Origin of the sequence: Providencia heimbachae ATCC 35613 (genome assembly GCF_001655055.1) — a bacterium.
GTDB lineage: Bacteria > Pseudomonadota > Gammaproteobacteria > Enterobacterales > Enterobacteriaceae > Providencia > Providencia heimbachae.
On the sequence record NZ_LXEW01000052.1, the window covers coordinates 1 to 18,136 of the forward strand.

At 40.1% G+C, this 18,136-nt stretch carries 12 protein-coding genes; 8 read left to right on the top strand and 4 right to left on the bottom strand.

The genetic code is table 11. The annotated features are described in order from the left end of the window. On the bottom strand, nucleotides 1-844 hold an 844-nt coding region (gene nfo, locus M998_RS18475), incomplete at its 3' end, for a deoxyribonuclease IV (protein ID WP_068444721.1). A 98-nt stretch (nucleotides 845-942) separates the two neighbouring features. Further along, entirely contained in the window at nucleotides 943-2,022 is a 1,080-nt protein-coding gene (locus tag M998_RS18480; RefSeq protein WP_068444717.1) for a YeiH family protein, read from the bottom strand. 193 nt (nucleotides 2,023-2,215) lie between these two features. Here M998_RS18480 and yieE point away from each other — a divergent pair, with 193 nt between their 5' ends. From yieE to dld, 5 genes are all read left to right on the top strand, one after another. After that, the gene (gene yieE, locus M998_RS18485; RefSeq protein WP_068910219.1) at nucleotides 2,216-3,079 is read left to right on the top strand and encodes a DNA-binding transcriptional regulator YeiE; all 864 of its coding nucleotides are present in this window, start codon (nucleotides 2,216-2,218) and stop codon (nucleotides 3,077-3,079) included. A 342-nt stretch (nucleotides 3,080-3,421) separates the two neighbouring features. Beyond that, nucleotides 3,422-4,912, top strand: coding sequence for an amino acid permease (locus M998_RS18490; RefSeq protein ID WP_068444711.1), 1,491 nt, complete (start codon nucleotides 3,422-3,424; stop codon nucleotides 4,910-4,912). A 418-nt stretch (nucleotides 4,913-5,330) separates the two neighbouring features. After that, a complete protein-coding gene (locus M998_RS18495; protein ID WP_068910221.1) occupies nucleotides 5,331-7,310 on the top strand; it encodes a ligand-gated channel protein in 1,980 nt (659 codons plus the stop codon). A gap of 593 nt (nucleotides 7,311-7,903) precedes the next feature. Then, nucleotides 7,904-9,286 carry an APC family permease gene (locus M998_RS18505; protein WP_068910224.1) on the top strand — a complete coding sequence of 461 codons (1,383 nt, stop codon included), beginning with the start codon at nucleotides 7,904-7,906 and terminating at the stop codon, nucleotides 9,284-9,286. Nucleotides 9,287-9,469: 183 nt separating this feature from the next. Further along, nucleotides 9,470-11,212: a D-lactate dehydrogenase gene (gene dld / locus M998_RS18510; RefSeq protein ID WP_068910225.1), complete on the top strand. Its 1,743-nt coding sequence runs from the start codon at nucleotides 9,470-9,472 to the stop codon at nucleotides 11,210-11,212. Between the two features lie 72 nt (nucleotides 11,213-11,284). Here dld and sbcB read toward each other — a convergent pair whose 3' ends face one another. After that, nucleotides 11,285-12,712, bottom strand: a complete 1,428-nt coding sequence (sbcB, locus tag M998_RS18515) for an exodeoxyribonuclease I (RefSeq protein ID WP_068444696.1) — start codon at nucleotides 12,710-12,712, stop codon at nucleotides 11,285-11,287. A gap of 375 nt (nucleotides 12,713-13,087) precedes the next feature. Between sbcB and M998_RS18520 the strand changes: the two genes are divergently transcribed. Together M998_RS18520 and tmaR are read left to right on the top strand one after the other, a co-directional pair. Beyond that, nucleotides 13,088-14,344 (top strand): MFS transporter, encoded by a 1,257-nt coding sequence (locus M998_RS18520; RefSeq protein WP_068444693.1) that lies wholly within the window; start codon nucleotides 13,088-13,090, stop codon nucleotides 14,342-14,344. 165 nt (nucleotides 14,345-14,509) lie between these two features. Then, the gene (tmaR, locus tag M998_RS18525; protein ID WP_068444690.1) at nucleotides 14,510-14,842 is read left to right on the top strand and encodes a PTS system regulator TmaR; all 333 of its coding nucleotides are present in this window, start codon (nucleotides 14,510-14,512) and stop codon (nucleotides 14,840-14,842) included. A 62-nt stretch (nucleotides 14,843-14,904) separates the two neighbouring features. Here the strand turns inward: tmaR and M998_RS18530 are convergent, their stop codons facing one another. Next, nucleotides 14,905-15,594 carry a helix-turn-helix domain-containing protein gene (locus tag M998_RS18530; protein WP_068910227.1) on the bottom strand — a complete coding sequence of 230 codons (690 nt, stop codon included), beginning with the start codon at nucleotides 15,592-15,594 and terminating at the stop codon, nucleotides 14,905-14,907. Between the two features lie 208 nt (nucleotides 15,595-15,802). On the opposite strand from M998_RS18530, the gene M998_RS18535 reads away from it, so the two are divergent. After that, entirely contained in the window at nucleotides 15,803-18,133 is a 2,331-nt protein-coding gene (locus M998_RS18535; RefSeq protein ID WP_068444685.1) for a molybdopterin-containing oxidoreductase family protein, read from the top strand. Nucleotides 18,134-18,136 lie beyond the last annotated feature (3 nt).

An 18,136-nucleotide genomic window follows, 5' to 3' on the forward strand; every position in this document is an offset into this window, starting at 1 on the left:
AATCTGTTTGTTGAGATTTCAGCCATGCGATTTCTTGAGGCCAAATATCGGGATTGACTGTTTCTAAAATAAGCGGGATCCCATCAAAACGAGGGTCTTTCATAATATAGCTAAAGGGTGCATAACCAATATTACCTTCACCTAGGCTATGATGGCGGTCTACGCGGCTCGCAAATTCACTTTTTGCATCATTAAGATGCATGCCTTTGAGAAATTCAAAACCGACTATTTCCGAAAATTGTTTGAACGTGTTTTCGCAGGTTTCTTCTGTTCGTAGGTCATATCCCGCTGCAAATGCATGGCAAGTATCGATACAGACTCCAACACGACTTTGGTCTTTTACCCCTTCGATAATTTTGGCTAAATGGACAAAATCAAAGCCTAAATTAGTTCCTTGACCCGCGGTATTTTCAATAACCGCAATAACCCCTTCAGTTTCATCTAACGCGATATTGATGGATTCGGCAATACGTGCTAAGCAGTCATCAATGTCGATTTTTTTTAAATGACTTCCCGGATGGAAATTTAATAAATCGATGCCGAGTTGTTCGCAACGTTGCATTTCATCAATAAAAGCCACCCGAGATTTTTCTAATGCTTCCGTTTCAGGGTGACCTAAATTAATTAAGTAACTGTCATGAGGCAAAATTTGATGCTTGCCATAGCCATATTGGACACAGTTTTGCTTAAATTTTTTAATCACTTCTTCTGAAAGTGGGGCGGCTTTCCATTGACGCTGATTTTTGGTGAATAATGCAAAGGCCGTTGCATTAATTTCATGGGCGCGAATAACGGCTTGGTCAACGCCACCAGCGGCACTGACATGTGCTCCAACATATTTCATTATTGACTCCTTTTTTGTGGAGTATGACATTAATAAAGCAATAAATGAAATCAACAAAAAAGCCGCTTAGAAAAGCGGCTAAGAAGGGAAGTGTAAGCTTAAAAAATAGATTGAATAATAATGTTGATAAGTAAACCACCAACGATCAACCAAATAAATAAAATTAATGCCATTAATAGCGGTTTGATCCCCGCTTGACGTATTGCACTCACATGCGTTGTGAGACCAAGGGCAACCATTGCCATCGCCAATAAAATAGTATCTAGCGTAATGATTTGCTGAACTAATTCTTGTGGTAATAAATTAAATGAATTAAATGCAGCAACCAGAATAAAAATCACCGCAAACCATGGGATGGTTATTTTACTTTTTTGTGCTTGTGAACCGCTATTTTTAGCCGCTTTACGACTCAAAAAAGCGGACAGAATAATTAAGAAAGGAGCCAACATCATTACGCGAAGCATTTTAGCAATAACGGATGCGTTTTCAGCTTCTGGCCCAATGGTATGACCTGCGGCAACAACTTGAGCAACCTCATGTACCGTTGAGCCAATATAAATACCAAATGTTTCTTGGGTCATTGGGAACCAACCAAAGTGCATATTTAGTTGGTATAACCATGGGTAGACAAAGATACAGATTGTTCCAAATATCACTACGGTGGATACCGCGACAGCGACTTTACTGGCTGAAGCTTTAAGGACAGGCTCCGTCGCCATGACTGCAGCAGCACCGCAAATACTACTACCCGCACCAATTAAAAGGGTTGTTTCATCGTCTAATCCAAATACTTTTTTCCCTAACCAATAAGCCAGTAGAAAAGTCGAGGTTAGGGTTAGGGCATCAATCAATAATCCAGTTGCACCGACATCCGTGATTTGCTGAAAAGTAAGACGAAACCCATATAAAATGATACCGGCACGTAAAAAATAGTGTTTAGCAAATTTAATACCGGTATCACAGGACTGGCTAGCGACAGGATAGACCGTATTACCCACTAAAATACCTAATAAAATGGCTAGGGTTAATGCGCCAAGGCCAACATCCATAAACCAAGGCAGTTCTCCAAGGTAGATAGCAATTGCGGTTAATATACCCGCTAAAATTATACCCGGTACCAATTTTAATATTGGGGATAAGTTATGTTTTGTGGCTGACATAGTGTTTGTTTTATCCATGATAGTACTCTTCATTACAGCTTAGATGAATTTGGAATAAGCATATAACATAATGAGTAATAATTTAAATTGATTGTTTGCGTATAATCTATCTAAAAAACAGGTTAATAAGTTTCTACTGGTATATTGCTAATAAATCATTAATATTAACAATATTATTACAAATACTATAAGTCATGCTGGGGCTACTTTTATGCGAATAACACTTAGGCAACTTGAGGTTTTTACAGAAGTATTAAAAAGTGGCTCCACGACACAAGCATCACAACTACTCGCGCTTTCTCAATCAGCAGTCAGTGCCTCGTTAACGGATTTAGAGGGACAGTTGGGTGTTCAATTATTTGACAGAGTGGGTAAACGACTCGTTACCAATGAGCATGGTAGGCTTTTATACCCGAAAGCATTGGCTTTACTTGAGCAAGGTTTCGAAGTCGAACAACTTTTTAAGAAAGAGATGGGGGCAGTGCGTCTCGCCGCGAGTACCACGATAGGTAATTATATGTTACCTGAAATTTTGGCGGGCTATCGTAATGACCATCCCGATATTCCTCTTGAGCTCTTTATTGGAAACACCGAAGAAGTTATCAAAGCGGTTATGGAGTTTCGAGCCGATGTCGGTTTAATTGAAGGGGTGTGTCATAGCCCTGAATTAATCTCAAAACCGTGGCTAAAAGATGAATTAGTGATCTTTGCTGCACCAAGTAATCCTTTGGCAGAGAAAAATGTTTCATTAAAAGACTTGAGAGATGCGCCTTGGATTTTACGTGAAAGAGGATCAGGGACGCGAGATGTTTTAGATCAACTATTATTTGCACATCTTCCGGGTTTCCTCATTTTAATGGAATTAGGTAATTCAGAAGCGATTAAACATGCAGTCCGTTTTGGAATGGGAATTAGTTGCCTATCAAGACGCGTTATTGCCGAGCAACTCGATAATGGCTCGCTAGTTGAATTAAAAGTTAGTGAGCTTCAACTAGAAAGAACACTTTATTTGATTTATCACCGACAAAAGCATCTTTCAAATGCAATTACGAATTTGTTGGCCTATTGCAACTGATATCCGTCATATACTCATATCCGTCATACTTCGGGCTGTGGCGTTGTTGCCCACACTGCGCTACCCAAATCACATACTTTATGTATGCTCATCGGGATAGCTTCGTTTGGCGCCTAGCCACAACTCGAATTATTTAGAATATGTTTGAGGTGTAATTTATTCTGCCTAAAGCTCAATAGAATTTAAGTGGTAATGTGAAGCGTGAAGGCGATAACGTGTTTTACTTATAATAGTTGGTGGATTATGAAGGTATCTTATAACAGCAAAGAGTTGCTTAGTTCTAGCAGGATGTTTTGCTAGAATTCCGGCGATATTGGCTGGATAATAAAATACAGGGTACAGATGTCAGAACAACAATCCAATACTAGCACTCACGAGCGTCCTCAAAGACTACGCCGTGAATTAAAAGCCCGCCACCTTGCAATGATTGCTATCGGCGGCTCTATCGGGACAGGCCTATTCGTTGCATCAGGTGCAACGGTAGCGCAAGCAGGTCCCGGTGGTGCACTACTTTCTTATGCGATTATAGGCTTAATGGTCTACTTCTTAATGACCAGTTTGGGTGAACTTGCGGCGTATATGCCAGTGTCAGGTTCATTTGCTACCTATGGCGCTAAATACGTTGATGAAGGCTTCGGTTTTGCACTGGGTTGGAACTATTGGTACAACTGGGCAGTCACGATTGCCGTTGACCTCGTTGCGGCGCAACTCGTCATGACCTACTGGTTTCCGGATACACCAGGCTGGATTTGGAGCGCCATCTTCCTTGTTATCATCTTCTTACTTAACTTTATTTCAGTTAAAGGTTTTGGTGAGGCTGAATATTGGTTCTCCTTAATTAAAGTTGTCACTGTCGTGGTATTTATTGGCGTTGGTGTCCTAATGATCTTTGGCATCATGAATGGTGCGCCAAATGCAGGATGGCATAATTGGGAAATTGGTGACGCACCATTCGCCGGTGGTTTTGCCTCGATGATTGGGGTGGCAATGATTGTAGGATTCTCATTCCAAGGTACTGAGTTAATTGGTATTGCTGCGGGTGAATCACAAGATCCTGCTAAAAATATCCCAAAAGCAGTACGTAAAGTATTCTGGCGTATTCTTTTATTTTATATCTTTGCAATCTTAATCATTAGCTTGATTATTCCTTACACTGATCCCAGCCTACTGCGTAACGATGTCAAAGATATTAGTGTAAGTCCATTTACGCTAGTTTTTGAAAATGCAGGTCTATTATCTGCGGCCGCAGTGATGAACGCGGTTATCCTGACAGCGGTATTATCTGCGGGTAATTCCGGAATGTACGCATCAACACGCATGTTGTATACCCTTGCTCGTGAAGGTAAAGCGCCGCGTATTTTTGCACGATTATCGAAAGGCGGCGTACCGCGCTATGCGTTGGTCGCAACCACGGTGATTGCGGGGCTATGCTTCTTAAGTTCTATGTTTGGCAACCAAACGGTCTATTTATGGTTACTGAACACCTCGGGAATGACAGGTTTTATTGCTTGGTTAGGGATCGCGATTAGCCATTATCGTTTCCGTAAAGGTTATATGGCTCAAGGTAGAGATCTTAATGACTTGCCCTATCGCTCTGGTTTCTTCCCAATCGGCCCAATCTTTGCTTTTGTTTTATGTTTAATCATTACGCTTGGGCAAAACTATCAAGCATTCTTAGAAGATAAGATTGATTGGGTTGGGGTAACCGCAACCTATATCGGGATCCCTTTATTCTTAGCCATTTGGTTTGGTTATAAAATAGTTAGAAAAACTTCGATTATCCGATACAAAGAAATGGATTTTCCTTCTTACTCTGAGAGTCTGAATAAATAAAGGCTTTAATCGCTAAGTTTTATCAGAATTGAAAATTAATCGAATAATAATGAAAAACAGCGCTTTGCAATAAGGCGCTGTTTTTTTATGCAGAAAATAACCAAAAAAACCTCAATCTCCCTCCAAACATATGAATTTTGATGTGGCTCACATAATTACATTCCCTCAAGCCATTATTAAACCAATAATCGTATTGATAAGTATTCTTATTTGCTTTATTGTTATCGAATGTAAATGAGAGTCAGTTACCCATAGAAAATAGCATCTTTTTAATTGAATGGTTTTTTACCATGACTTTCTTTTGGGTATTTAACTACTTGAATAATAAAAATAATAGTTTTACTCGGCTCTTAGCGCCGAATGTCGAGCATAAATCAATTCATACATATAGAACAAAAAATCGTTTGGAGAGTTGGGAATGGTTGTTTTTAATAAAAGAAAAATCGCAGTTAGCATTATCGCCGCTATCGCTGCCGTACCTGCATTTGCTGATGACAGCAAAGATAAAATTTATGTAACAACGGCTTCGGGTTATCAGCAAAAAATTGAAGATGCGCCTGCTTCTATTTCGGTGGTGACGCGTGAACAACTTGAAACGAAAGCGTATCGTGATGTAACCGATGCATTGAAAGATGTCCCCGGCGTATTAGTCACTGGTGGAGGGAGTAGCTCAGATATCAGCATTCGTGGTATGGATGCGAAATACACCATGATCTTAATTGATGGTAAGCGTGTTGATACTCGCAGTACTCGACCAAACAGTGATGGCTCAGGTATCGAACAAGGATGGTTGCCACCATTACCCGCCATTGAACGTATTGAAGTGGTTCGTGGGCCAATGTCGTCATTATACGGCTCAGATGCAATGGGTGGCGTAATTAATATCATTACTCGCCGTGTGCAGCAAGAGTGGACAACGAGTTTACGTGCAGATACCACGATTACTGAGCGCAGAAACTCAGGCAATACAGGACAGGGCAGTTTCTATACATCAGGTCCACTAATTGATGGTTTGCTGGGTGTTAAATTACAAGGTCAGTATTCACACCGTGGTGAAGATAAAATTATTGATGGCTTTAACCGTCAAATTACAGCGAGTGGCGGTGGGACATTATCTTGGACACCTGATGAGAAAAATACTTTCGATTTAGATTTTAAAAAAGACAATCAGCATCGTGATTCACGTGAAGGGTATACTTCTGAACCCGCTGATGGTAGCGGCTTTAGTAAATATGATTTAACGCACACTGCATTGACACATACAGGTATTTATGACGTTGCTTCAACTGATACATATATTCAATATGATGAATCCAAAAATCCTGGGCGTAAGATGAAAGCGGAGGATTTAGTCTTCCGCAATCAAAGTGTTTTTCTATTAGGTGATCATAGTTTAAGTATTGGTGGGCAGTATCGTAAAGAAAAATTAGAAGCAGGTGATAATAAATTTGCATTAAGCAAGTTGGATCGTTATAGCTGGGCACTATTTGCGGAAGATGAGTGGTTAATGACAAGTGATTTTGCATTAACTGGCGGTTTGCGTATGGATAAAGATGAAAACTACGGTACTCATTGGACACCTCGTTTATACGGTGTTTGGCATGCAGATGAACAATGGACGATTAAAGGTGGAGTATCCACAGGATATAAAGCACCTGATTTACGCCAATCCTCAGCTGAATGGGGGCAATCAACCGGTGGCCGCGCGGGTAATGCCGTTATTTATGGTAATCCAGATCTAAAACCAGAAAAGAGTATTACTGAAGAAATTGGTGTAATTTGGAATAATCAAGACAATATAACTGCAGGAATAACTATTTATAACACTGATTTTAAAGATAAGATCACAGAAGTTAGACGTTGCGACAATAGTAATCCAAATATAAGAGACTGTACTGTACCTATAGATGGCGAAGGTGATAAGCCAAATAAACCATACAACTTTATTAGTGAGCGCGCTAATGTCGATAAAGCGAGTATGAGAGGTGTTGAGCTAACATTTAATTGGGGTATTTTAGACAATTTAGATTTTGCGGCTAACTATACCTATACCGATACAGAACAGAAAAGTGGTGTGAATAAAGGAAAGCCATTAAATAAACAGCCTAAACATATGGCAAATACGACATTAACTTGGGATACAACGGAGGATTTACAAACATGGACGCGTATGAATTTCCGTGGCAAAACTTCTGATTTCCAAGGACGTGGCGAAAAAATGAATAATGGTACGCCATCTTATGCATTATTTGATTTAGGTGCAAGTTATCGCTTAAATAAAAATGCTAACTTAATTGGTGGTGTTTACAACGTTCTCGACCGCCGTATTGATTCAGGAAATTACGGTGCAGAATTAGAAGGCCGTCGCTACAATATCGGTGTTAACTACAACTTTTAATTAAATCGATTGATTATTGTTGATATAAACCCTTTGGCTTAAATCCCAAAGGGTTTTTTATTGATTGAGTAAAAATATAAACAATTAAATTTTAGCAGGGAAAAAGAGAGAAAAAGTCAGGTTATTAGCACTAAGTGCAAAATCGTAAAAACGATCAAAACTTCTCATCAAAATGAGGGCAATTTAGTGACAATTTGACTTGCTATTTCCAGACTTGACGTGCAAAATGCGCGGACTAAAAAATGACTGATGCTCAATAAAAAATAGCATCGGTTTTTTTGCTTTTAGGGTGGTTTCATTCTTGTGGGGCCGGAAAATCGTCCGGATAGATAAATTTAATATTTACGTGTAGCTAAAATTTAATGCTACCGATTTGAGGAATGCTTTTATGGGTTACTTTTTCGCATTCGCGGCTGGGCCAACTGGTCGACGCTGCCGTATCGACGACTACGGGGCAATTACTGCTTTCGCTCGCTTACCATTTCACCTTTCTTCGTTTTTTTCTGCCTATAGGCAGATGCAAAGTCTTCCCAGTAACGGTCGGTTGAGTCGAATTAGTCAGACTCAGTCGATAGTTATGGGGAGGCTTAGACATGCCGAATAATTCAATTCCTTTATCCATCGGTCATAACCAAACTGGCGCGAATAACCGTGTGCAACTTGCTAAAACGCTGACGTTAATGCAAGTCGTGATGATTGGTATCGCCTATATCCAGCCAATGACCATATTTGATACCTTCGGAATGGTATCGGATAAAACCGGTGGACATGTCCCAACTTCATACATTATTGCACTGGCTGCGATACTGTTTACCGCACTGAGCTACGGCAAATTGGTGAAACGCTTCCCATCGGCTGGCTCTGCATATACTTATGCCCAAAAATCGATGAGCCCACATATTGGCTTCTTGGTGGGTTGGACATCACTGTTGTCCTATATTTTTATGCCGATGATCAATATCTTATTGGCGAAAATTTATTTACAAGACATCTTCCCAACAGTAGAACCTGCGATATTTGTCGTGGGGCTGGTCATTTTAATGACTGCGGCGAATCTACGAGGGATCAACGTCATTGCTAACCTAAGTACGGTTATCGCGATTATCCAAGTTGGGGTAATGGTGGTTTTTACAGGGCTAGTTATTCATGGCGTATCAAGTGGAGAAGGCTCAGGCGAAGTCTGGTCGTTTAATCCATTTGCGAATGAAAAAACAGAAGTGATCCCGCTGATTGCTGGCGCCACCATCCTCTGTTTTTCATTCTTAGGTTTTGATGGTTTAAGCTCATTGTCAGAAGAAACACCTAATGCAGGTAAGGTTATCCCACGTGCGATTTTCTTAACCGCATTAATTGGTGGCGTAATTTTTATTACAGTATCTTTCTTCTTACAACAATATTTCCCAGATGTTTCGCGTTTCAAGAATATTAATGAAACTCAGCCTGACATTATGAGATTTGTTGCGGGTGCTTTCTTCCAGTCCATTATTCTTGTTTTCTCATGCGTGACAGTACTGGCATCTGGCATGGCAGCGCATGCAGGAAGCGCCCGTTTAATGTATGTAATGGGTCGTGATGGCGTGTTCCCAGAGAAAGTATTTGGTTACGTGAGTCCAAAATGGCGCACACCTGCGTATAACGTCTTATTAGTCGGCGTGCTGGCGCTTGGCGCTATCTGGTTCGAGATGGATTTTGCTACAGCGTTAATTAACTTCGGTGCATTGATTGCCTTCACCTTCGTGAATATATCCGTGATTAGCCAGTTTTTTATCCGTGAAAGACGTACACAAGGGTTTAAAAACATCTTCAACTATTTGATTTTACCTGTAATAGGGACACTCACGGTGTGCGTGTTATGGCTCAATATTGAAGAAGACTCCATGGTATACGGGCTGATTTGGACGGCGGTAGGACTGGTTTATATGGCTATTCTGACGCGTATGTTTAGACGGCCTATGCCACAAATGAGCGATGTCTAACTCGAATAAAGTCAAAATTATGATTTATAAGATAGCGTCTTCGGGCGCTATTTTTTTATCTATTAAGAATTAGTTAAGATAAAACGTGTAGCCTATTAACATCATAATATTATGTGATATTGTTGTTACAACAAATAATGCACAACTCATAATAAACTTGAATTCGATTAAGAAGGCACACAAATGAATGATGTAAAAAAACCTGAGAACCAACGACTATTACTCACACTCAGGAACATCGTCGGCAAAAAAAACATCCTAACAGAACCGCATAAAACAGAACGTTACCGCAAAGGATTTCGTTCAGGTGTTGGCGATGCAATTGCGGTGGTTTTTCCAACCACATTACTAGAGCAATGGTATGTATTTAAGGCCTGCGTTGAAGCCGATAAAATTGTCTTGATGCAAGCGGCTAATACCGGTCTAACGGAAGGCTCAACGCCGAGCGGTTATGACTATGATCGCGATATTGTGATTATCAGTACGCTCAGATTAAACCAAATACAAGTCTTACCGGAATTAAACCAAGTGGTTGCAATGCCGGGTAGTACCTTGTATGACCTAGAAAAAATTCTAAAACCACTCGGACGTGAACCGCATTCATTGATTGGCTCATCTTGCATCGGCGCATCGGTCGTTGGTGGGATTTGCAATAGCTCCGGTGGGTCATTAGTGCGTCGTGGGCCTGCTTATACTGAGCTTGCACTCTATGGGCGAGTCAATGATGATGGCAAAGTTGAGTTAATTAACCATCTTGGCATTAACCTTGGTGATACCCCTGAAGAAATACTAACCAACTTAGAGAACCGAGGCTATAGCAGCGAAGATGTTGAAGTGAGTGAAAAACTGGCTTCTGACCATGAGTATGCTGAGCGTGTTAGAGATGTGGATGCTGATTCACCTTCACGTTTTAATGCGGATGAGCGCCGTTTATTTGAAGCCGCAGGTTGTGCGGGTAAATTAGCGGTTTTCGCGGTGCGATTAGATACCTTCCCGGCAGATAAGACAACACAAGTATTTTACATCGGTTCAAATAACCCGGATGTGTTGGAAGATATCCGTCGTCATATTTTAAGTGAATTTAAAAACTTACCGGTTGCTGGCGAATATATGCATCGTGGTTGTTTCGATATTGCTGAAATTTACGGGAAAGACACATTCTTGATGATTGATAAGTTTGGCACCGATAAAATGCCAATGTTTTTTACCATCAAAGGGCGTATGGACGCAATTTTAAATAAGATCCCATTCTTACCATCCAATATCGTTGACCGCTCAATGCAATTACTCAGTAAATTATGGCCTTCTCACTTACCGCCACGAATGAAGCAATTTCGTGATCGCTATGAACACCACTTAATGCTGAAAATGGCTGGTGACGGTATTGATGAAGCTAAAGTTTGGTTAAAATCTTTCTTTGCGAGTGCAGATGGTGGTTATTTTGAATGTACACCAGAAGAGGGTGCTAAAGCATTTTTACATCGCTTTGCGGCGGCGGGTTCTGCGGTACGTTACCATGCGGTACACAATAAAGATGTTGAAGATGTATTGCCTTTGGATATTGCCCTTCGTCGTAATGACCGAAACTGGTTTGAAAAGTTACCCCCTGAAATTGAAGATTTACTCGTGCATAAGCTCTACTGTGGTCATTTTATGTGTCATGTTATGCACCAAGACTATGTCTTGAAAAAAGGGGTAGACCCTAAAGAGCTAAAAGAAAAAATGCTCGCATTACTTGATGAACGTGGTGCTCAGTATCCTGCAGAGCATAATGTTGGGCACCTATATAAGGCGCAACCTCAATTAAAATCATTTTATAAAGAAGCCGATCCAACCAATACCATGAACCCGGGATTAGGCAAGACAACAAAACGGAAAAATTGGGAAGGGGATTGTGGTTGCAGTAATCATTCGGGAGAGCATTAATTATTTAGTTAATGATTTTTGAATGAAGAGAGTAAAAAGATGGACAGGCCTTCTGCCCATCTTTTTTCATTTTTAACTGGCGAGTTCTGTCGCGTAATTAACTAAGGCTTTTAATTGTTGGCAACGTTTTTCATCGTGTTGATGTTCCGCCAATAAATATTGAATTTCTTGCATATATTCTGTTAGGCGAGCTTCACTAAAGTAATTTCGACGGTGTTGCAGCCAACGCTGCTGCTCTTCGTACGATAAAATCGTTGGAAAATTACGTGCTTTATAGCGAAAAAATAGCTCTTTCATGCGCTTATCTTCAAAGCTTAAATCTAAAGCAGGTAAATTCTGCGGGGATGTTTCGCGAATAATATCCATCGTTGAACGGTCTGAAGTACTAAAGAAACCGCTGTAGATTTGTGCATCCACATCATCAGAATTTTCATATTCAGGCGCAACACTGAATAATTCAATTAATTTATTGCGAATTTCTGGGGTTTTACGCAGGATTTCTAAATTCTGCATGCAGAGGTCGCGATCTAGCCCTGTTCGTTGAGCATCACTATCACGCAGTGTTTTTTCTGGCGCTAAAATTGGACATTTATTGATATGGACAAGTTTTACAGGGACTGGCAATTCATCACCAAGTTCAGATTTTGGCGTGTAAAGGCGGGTGCGTAATTGTTGTGCATCTAACTCAATTAACGGAGACATATCAGCAGATAGATCGCACATAATAACGGCATTCCGATTGTCAGGGTGCCATGCGAGTGGGGCGACTAAACTGACATAAGAACGCAATGCACCAAACATACCTGAAACGTGGACAAGGGGAGTCATATCAACAATATCAATTAATTGACTAATTTTATTTTTATTTCTCAGCTGGTAAAAATAATCAAACATACGGGGTTGAGCTGCTTTGAGTAATTTTGCCATATTGATTGTTGCTAATACATCAGACATTGCATCATGGGCATTTTCATGGGCAACGCCGTTGGCTTTAGTTAAATGTTCTAGGCGCATACTCGGTAGACCATCGTCATTTTCAGGCCAAGTAATCCCTTCAGGGCGCAAAGCAAAACAAGCACGTAATGCATCGAGTAAATCCCAACGTGAGTTTCCTTGCTGCCAGCTATATGCGTAGGGGTCATAAAAATTGCGATAAAAAATATTACGGGTGACTTCATCATCAAAACGAATATTGTTATAACCCATAATACAAGTGTTCGGGACAGTGAATGCTTTATGAATACGTTTTGCAAACTCAGCTTCATTAACCCCTTGAGCAAGGGCTATTTGCGGTGTAATACCTGTTATCATCACCGCTTCAGGTTGCGGAAGATAGTCATCTGAAGGAGCACAATAGAAAACTTCAGGCTCATCGATGATATTAAAATCAAGGTCAGTCCGCACGCCTGCGAACTGGGCTGGCCTGTCAAGCGCGGGGCGTTTGCCGAAAGTCTCATAGTCATGAATAAAAAATGAGGGTTGTTTTTTATTGTCTTGCAACGTTATTCACCGTTTAATTTATGTTTTATCGCGAGAGAAGTGGATATTTTTGACAGCATATTCACTGTGTTACTTATCAATAATACCTTATCCGTAAGGAAAGCTAAACCTGACAAAATGAAGCTTGAGATGATTAAAAATTGAGATGTTAGCTATTTCTATTGTTAGAATGGATATAAATCTATTTTATAGGATGGTGGATATGATGATAATTATGATAACCGCTCAGATAACGAATTAGGTGATCTGCATCTCAAATAGAATTTGTTAACGTTAACATTTGTGAGTAACATCACAAGTATAAGTCAAATTTCTAGTTTAATAACCATGTTAACCTTAACATTTCATCATTATGAATACGCCAGCGGATGAAATATGAATAGTGAATCAAAAAAATATTATGCATCACTAAGTGCATTGCTGTTTTTTTTCTTTTTCACGTGGTCATCAACATTTTCAGTAGTTGCAATATGGCTACGTAAATATGTCGGCCTAGAGGGAACGGATACAGGGATTATTTTTTCTTTTATTTCTATTGTTGCCCTGTGTGCACAACCGGTTTATGGATTTTTACAAGACAAGTTAGGTCTGCGTAAGAATCTTTTACTCTATATTGCCATTTTACTGATTTGTTCTGGCCCTTTTTTTATGGTGTTCGGTAGCTTATTAAAATGGAATGTGGTGATTGGTAGCTTTATTGGCGGACTATTTATTGGGATGACATTCCATGCAGGAATTGGCGTTCTTGAGTCTTATACCGAAAGAGTCAGTCGTCTGCGCGATTTCGAGTATGGCAAAGCAAGAATGTGGGGCTCTTTAGGTTGGGCTGCCGCGACTTTTTTTGCTGGCCGTAATATAAATATTAACCCTAATTATAATTTTATTATGGCAACGATATCCGGTGTCATATTTTTAATTATCTTACTGCGACTAAAAACAGCTAAAACAGATGCTTATAATAGTCTTGAGCATGGTAATCCGTCAGGAATTACCATCTCAGATGCTTTGCAATTATTCTCATTACCGCGGTTTTGGGCTCTCATTTTATTTGTTCTCGGGGTTTGTATTTATAGTGTGTATGATCAGCAGTTTATGGTCTATTTTGCTCACCAGTTTACAGATGAAGCAATGGGCAATGAGATGTATGGTTATCTCAATTCATTGCAAGTATTCCTAGAAGCGGGTGGCATGTTTTTAGCGCCATTTATTGTTAATAAAATTGGGGCTAAAAATGGCTTACTTTTCGCCAGCAGTGTAATGGCAATCCGCATTATTGGTTCGGGATTAGTCGAAGGTCCAATCTTGATATCGGCAATGAAGTTATTGCATGCTGTCGAGTTACCAATACTGTTGATCGCTATTTTTAAATATAACAGTCGACATTTTGATAAGCGTTTATCATCAACATTATATTTAGTCGGTTTTAGTTGTATCACATCCGTTGTTGCGAGTATTTTATCGCCATTGGCTGGTTGGGGTTATGATAAAATTGGTTTTGCAAATACTTACTTAATTATGGGCTCGTTTGTGGTACTAACCACCTTTTTATCTGTGTTCTGTTTGCGTAGCGATAAAATAGAGAGTCTTGAAAACAGTCAAAATAATACAGATAATCTGATCACTAAAGCTTAACGAGAAGGTTCTAAGTTCAGTTTATTTACTACCAACAAGCCGATAAGTTAAAGTATGAAGTGTATAAATCAATAAATATACGAAACTGACTTGTAACATGATGCAGTTAGAAGGTATTGTGTTAATAGTTAATTTGTTTTGAATATTTAATAGAGGGTTTTAATCATGGACAACGCTAGCAAGCCGTCTTTCCAAAATGTCCTGGAATTTGTGCGTATGTTTCGCCGTAAAAACAAGATCCGCCGTGAAATTACGGATAATGAAAAGAAAATTCGTGATAACCAAAAGCGCGTTTTATTACTTGATAACCTGAGTGAATACATTAAGCCGGGTATGTCAATTGATGATATTCAGGCGATCATTGCAAATATGCGTAGTGACTATGATGACCGCGTTGATGATTACATTATTAAAAATGCGGAACTCTCTAAAGAGCGTCGTGATATCTCTAAAAAATTAAAAGAGATGGGCGAATTACCACGTATTGACGTTAAGTAATCTTTTAGAGATTAAACATTTTAAGCCGAGCTTGTCTCGGCTTTTTTGTTTCTGCTCTACCATCAAATAATAATCGTTTTGACCTGCTTGATTAAGGCGTTTGCTAACCTTTCCATATCCACTGCATCAATAAAACCCATCGTGACCGCCGCTGCAACGAGATCACCTTGCTGATTAAAAACAGGGCACGAAATGGACTGTGCTCCGGGTATTCCTTCTGTTGGCGTATAACGAATGGCATAACCCTGATTAATGATAGTATCAAGTTCTTGAGATGAAAAAGGGTGTTGTGTTAATTGCTTGTCAAAAGCGCAATAGATAAGTCCAGCGGCACTTTTTTCTAAAGGAAGAGGGGTGTTAGGTAAAAAATCGATATCTACATTTTTAAAACTACGGTTATATTTTACCAAAGATATTGTTTTTCCAAGCCTTGACGCAACACCCGTAGAGACATTTTGCTCATCACGAAAATTAATTAAGCTATTATTAATAACTTCAATATAAGATTTTTCAGGTTCAACAAAGCTGGATAAAAGTAGGATATTACGACCAAGCCCATAGCGGCTAGTTTGTGTATCTTGGTAGAGCATTTGTGTCCGGCAAAGAGAGACAAGATATTTATGCAAGCGGCTTTTTGATATTTCACAGCCTTTAGAGATATCCGCAGCGCGAGCAATCCCACCATTTTGAGCAATAAAATTCAGAATATTAATTGCAATATCAACAGAATTAACACCTTGCAGTGTAGACATAAATAAACCTCACATTAACAATGGTAATAATTTTACCACGAGTTACCTATTGCAGCTAACAACTGCCAAAACACTGCTGCTTAACCCTAAAGGAGTAGTGCAATTATACCCACTAATAGCGTGTTGCTTTGATATGCCTCAGGTTAACTATTTATGAATGGAGTATATGTATAGTGAACTTTTAAAGGCAATGTCGAGGTTTACTATAATGAAAATAACAAATGAGTTCCGCTTAAGGCGTCGAACTTTACTGAAAGGGCTTGGTGTTGTTGGGTTAGCAACAATTGCACCATGCTCTTTTGCCCAAGTGAATAATAATCAGCCGCTTCCAAGAGTGAGATTAAAGCTATCAGACTACAAAACATTTCGTTCAACCTGTGCAATGGAATGTTTGCATTGCAACCTCACGGCTTATACCTATCAAGGTAAATTAATGAAGATACAAGCCACAGAGGGTTTCAATGTTAAATGTTGTCTTAGAGGGATGAGTCGAACAAAATGGGTTTATCATGATCAACGGATCACCACGCCATTATTACGAGTCGGGGAAAAAGGTGACGCTAACTTTAAACCTATTAGTTGGGATGAAGCACTCGACTTAATCGAACAAAATATCAGAGAAACCATCACTAAATATGGTAACGAAGGGCTTTTTATTTCAACTCATGCTGGCAATATGGATTCAATCAAAAATGATATGGGTAAAGCCTTTTTTGATTATCTAGGTGGGTCGACAAAACAAGCCGGTTCATTGTGTTGCTCAGCAGTAACCGCTGCGATGATCCCCATGGTTGGGTTACGTTATGCCGACACGAGGGATACGATAGCCGATAGCCGCTATATCCTGTGTTGGGGAAACAACCCCGCCGTCACGATGCAAGCCTACTTTAAAAATTATAATCAAGCGCGTAAAAATGGCGCTCGACTTGTTGTTATCGACCCGCGGTTTAATGAGACAGCCGCAAAAGCAGATGAATGGATCCCTATCATTCCCGGTACAGATACCGCATTAGCATTAGGAATGATTAAAATTATTATTGAAGAAAACTATATTGATGAAGATTTTTTAAGGGCGCATACAGGAGCGGTTTATTTAGTTGATCAAAACCAGCAACAAATTAGACAAAATGAGGATGATAAAGAGAGTTATCTGGTATTCGATACGCTAACACAGAAACTAGTTCGTCATGATTCCACGGGGGTTAAAGCTGCACTTTTTCAACATGAATTGCCCCCAGAACTTGGTTATACAACGGTATTTGAACAAATCTATCGTCAAGCGAAGGCGTGGGATGTTAACCGTGTGAGTCAGGAAACGGATATCCCGGTTGAAACTATTGTTCGCTTAGCCCGTGATTACGCTTCAATTACGCCATCGATGATCGTGCAAAATATGTCTGGCGCACAGCGCACTGAGCACGGTACCTACGTTGCTGCAAGTCAATTTTATCTCGCCTTATTAACCGGAAATATAGGTAAACGCGGAGCGGGAATATGCGATGCAGGTGGGGCAAAGCAAATGGCTAAATTTAGCCCAATCGTACCTCCAGCGCCAAATGCAAAAAATATAACCCCGATTCCGGTTTCAAAAGTGGGTGACTATATTGTCAATGATAAGCCGCATCCGATTAATTTTTGGTGGATCATGACGATGGGGGTTATGACCCAGTTACCAAACACTAATAAAGTCCGTGAGGCTTTGAAGAAAGTCCCATTTGTGGTTGTTGCCGATAACCTAATGAGTTCAACCGCGTTATATGCAGATTTAGTCCTTCCTGTGACCACTATCTTTGAAGATACCAGCTTAATGGCAGGGGTACGCAGCCAGTACGTGCAATTAATGGAAAAAGCGGTTGAACCGGTGGGTGAAGCTAAGCCTGATTATTGGATTTTTGCCCGTCTTGCTGAGCGTTTCGGTTTTGGTGAGGTATTTAATCAACCAATTGAACATTATATTGATGCTTGTTTAGAAGGTTCTGGTATTACCCGCCAGATGTTAGAAAAAGGCCCAGTAAGGCCAGTTGAGGGGGATTGGATCCCATTTAAAGATGGCATATTTAGAACCCCAACTAAAAAAGCACACTTCTTTATTGAGGAATGGCAAAAGAAAAACTTTTCCCCAGTTGTTGCTTATTATCAAGTGACTGAATCGATAAAAGGCTCGCCTGAACTGGCGCAGAAATATCCATTAATGGCAGTACAGCGCAAGCTAGCACGCAGTATTCACTCCAGCCATGGTATGAATGAGTGGATACTCGAAGTGCAGCGTAACCAGCCGAATGTACTTATTCATCCTGAAGATGCTAAACAACGAGGCATCAATGATGGTGAATGGGCAATTGCATTTAATGATCGTGGTGAACATCGTGCAATAGCCGTTGTCACTACGCACATAAAGAAAGGGGTTGTCTCTTTAGATAATGGCTGGTGGGAGCAACAAGGTGGTAGCAGTAGTCATGTCACTAATGACCAAGTCGAGCATCTAGGGACAGGCCATTGCTGTAATAGCACCTTGGTTGATGTGAGAAGGGAGGTATAAGCC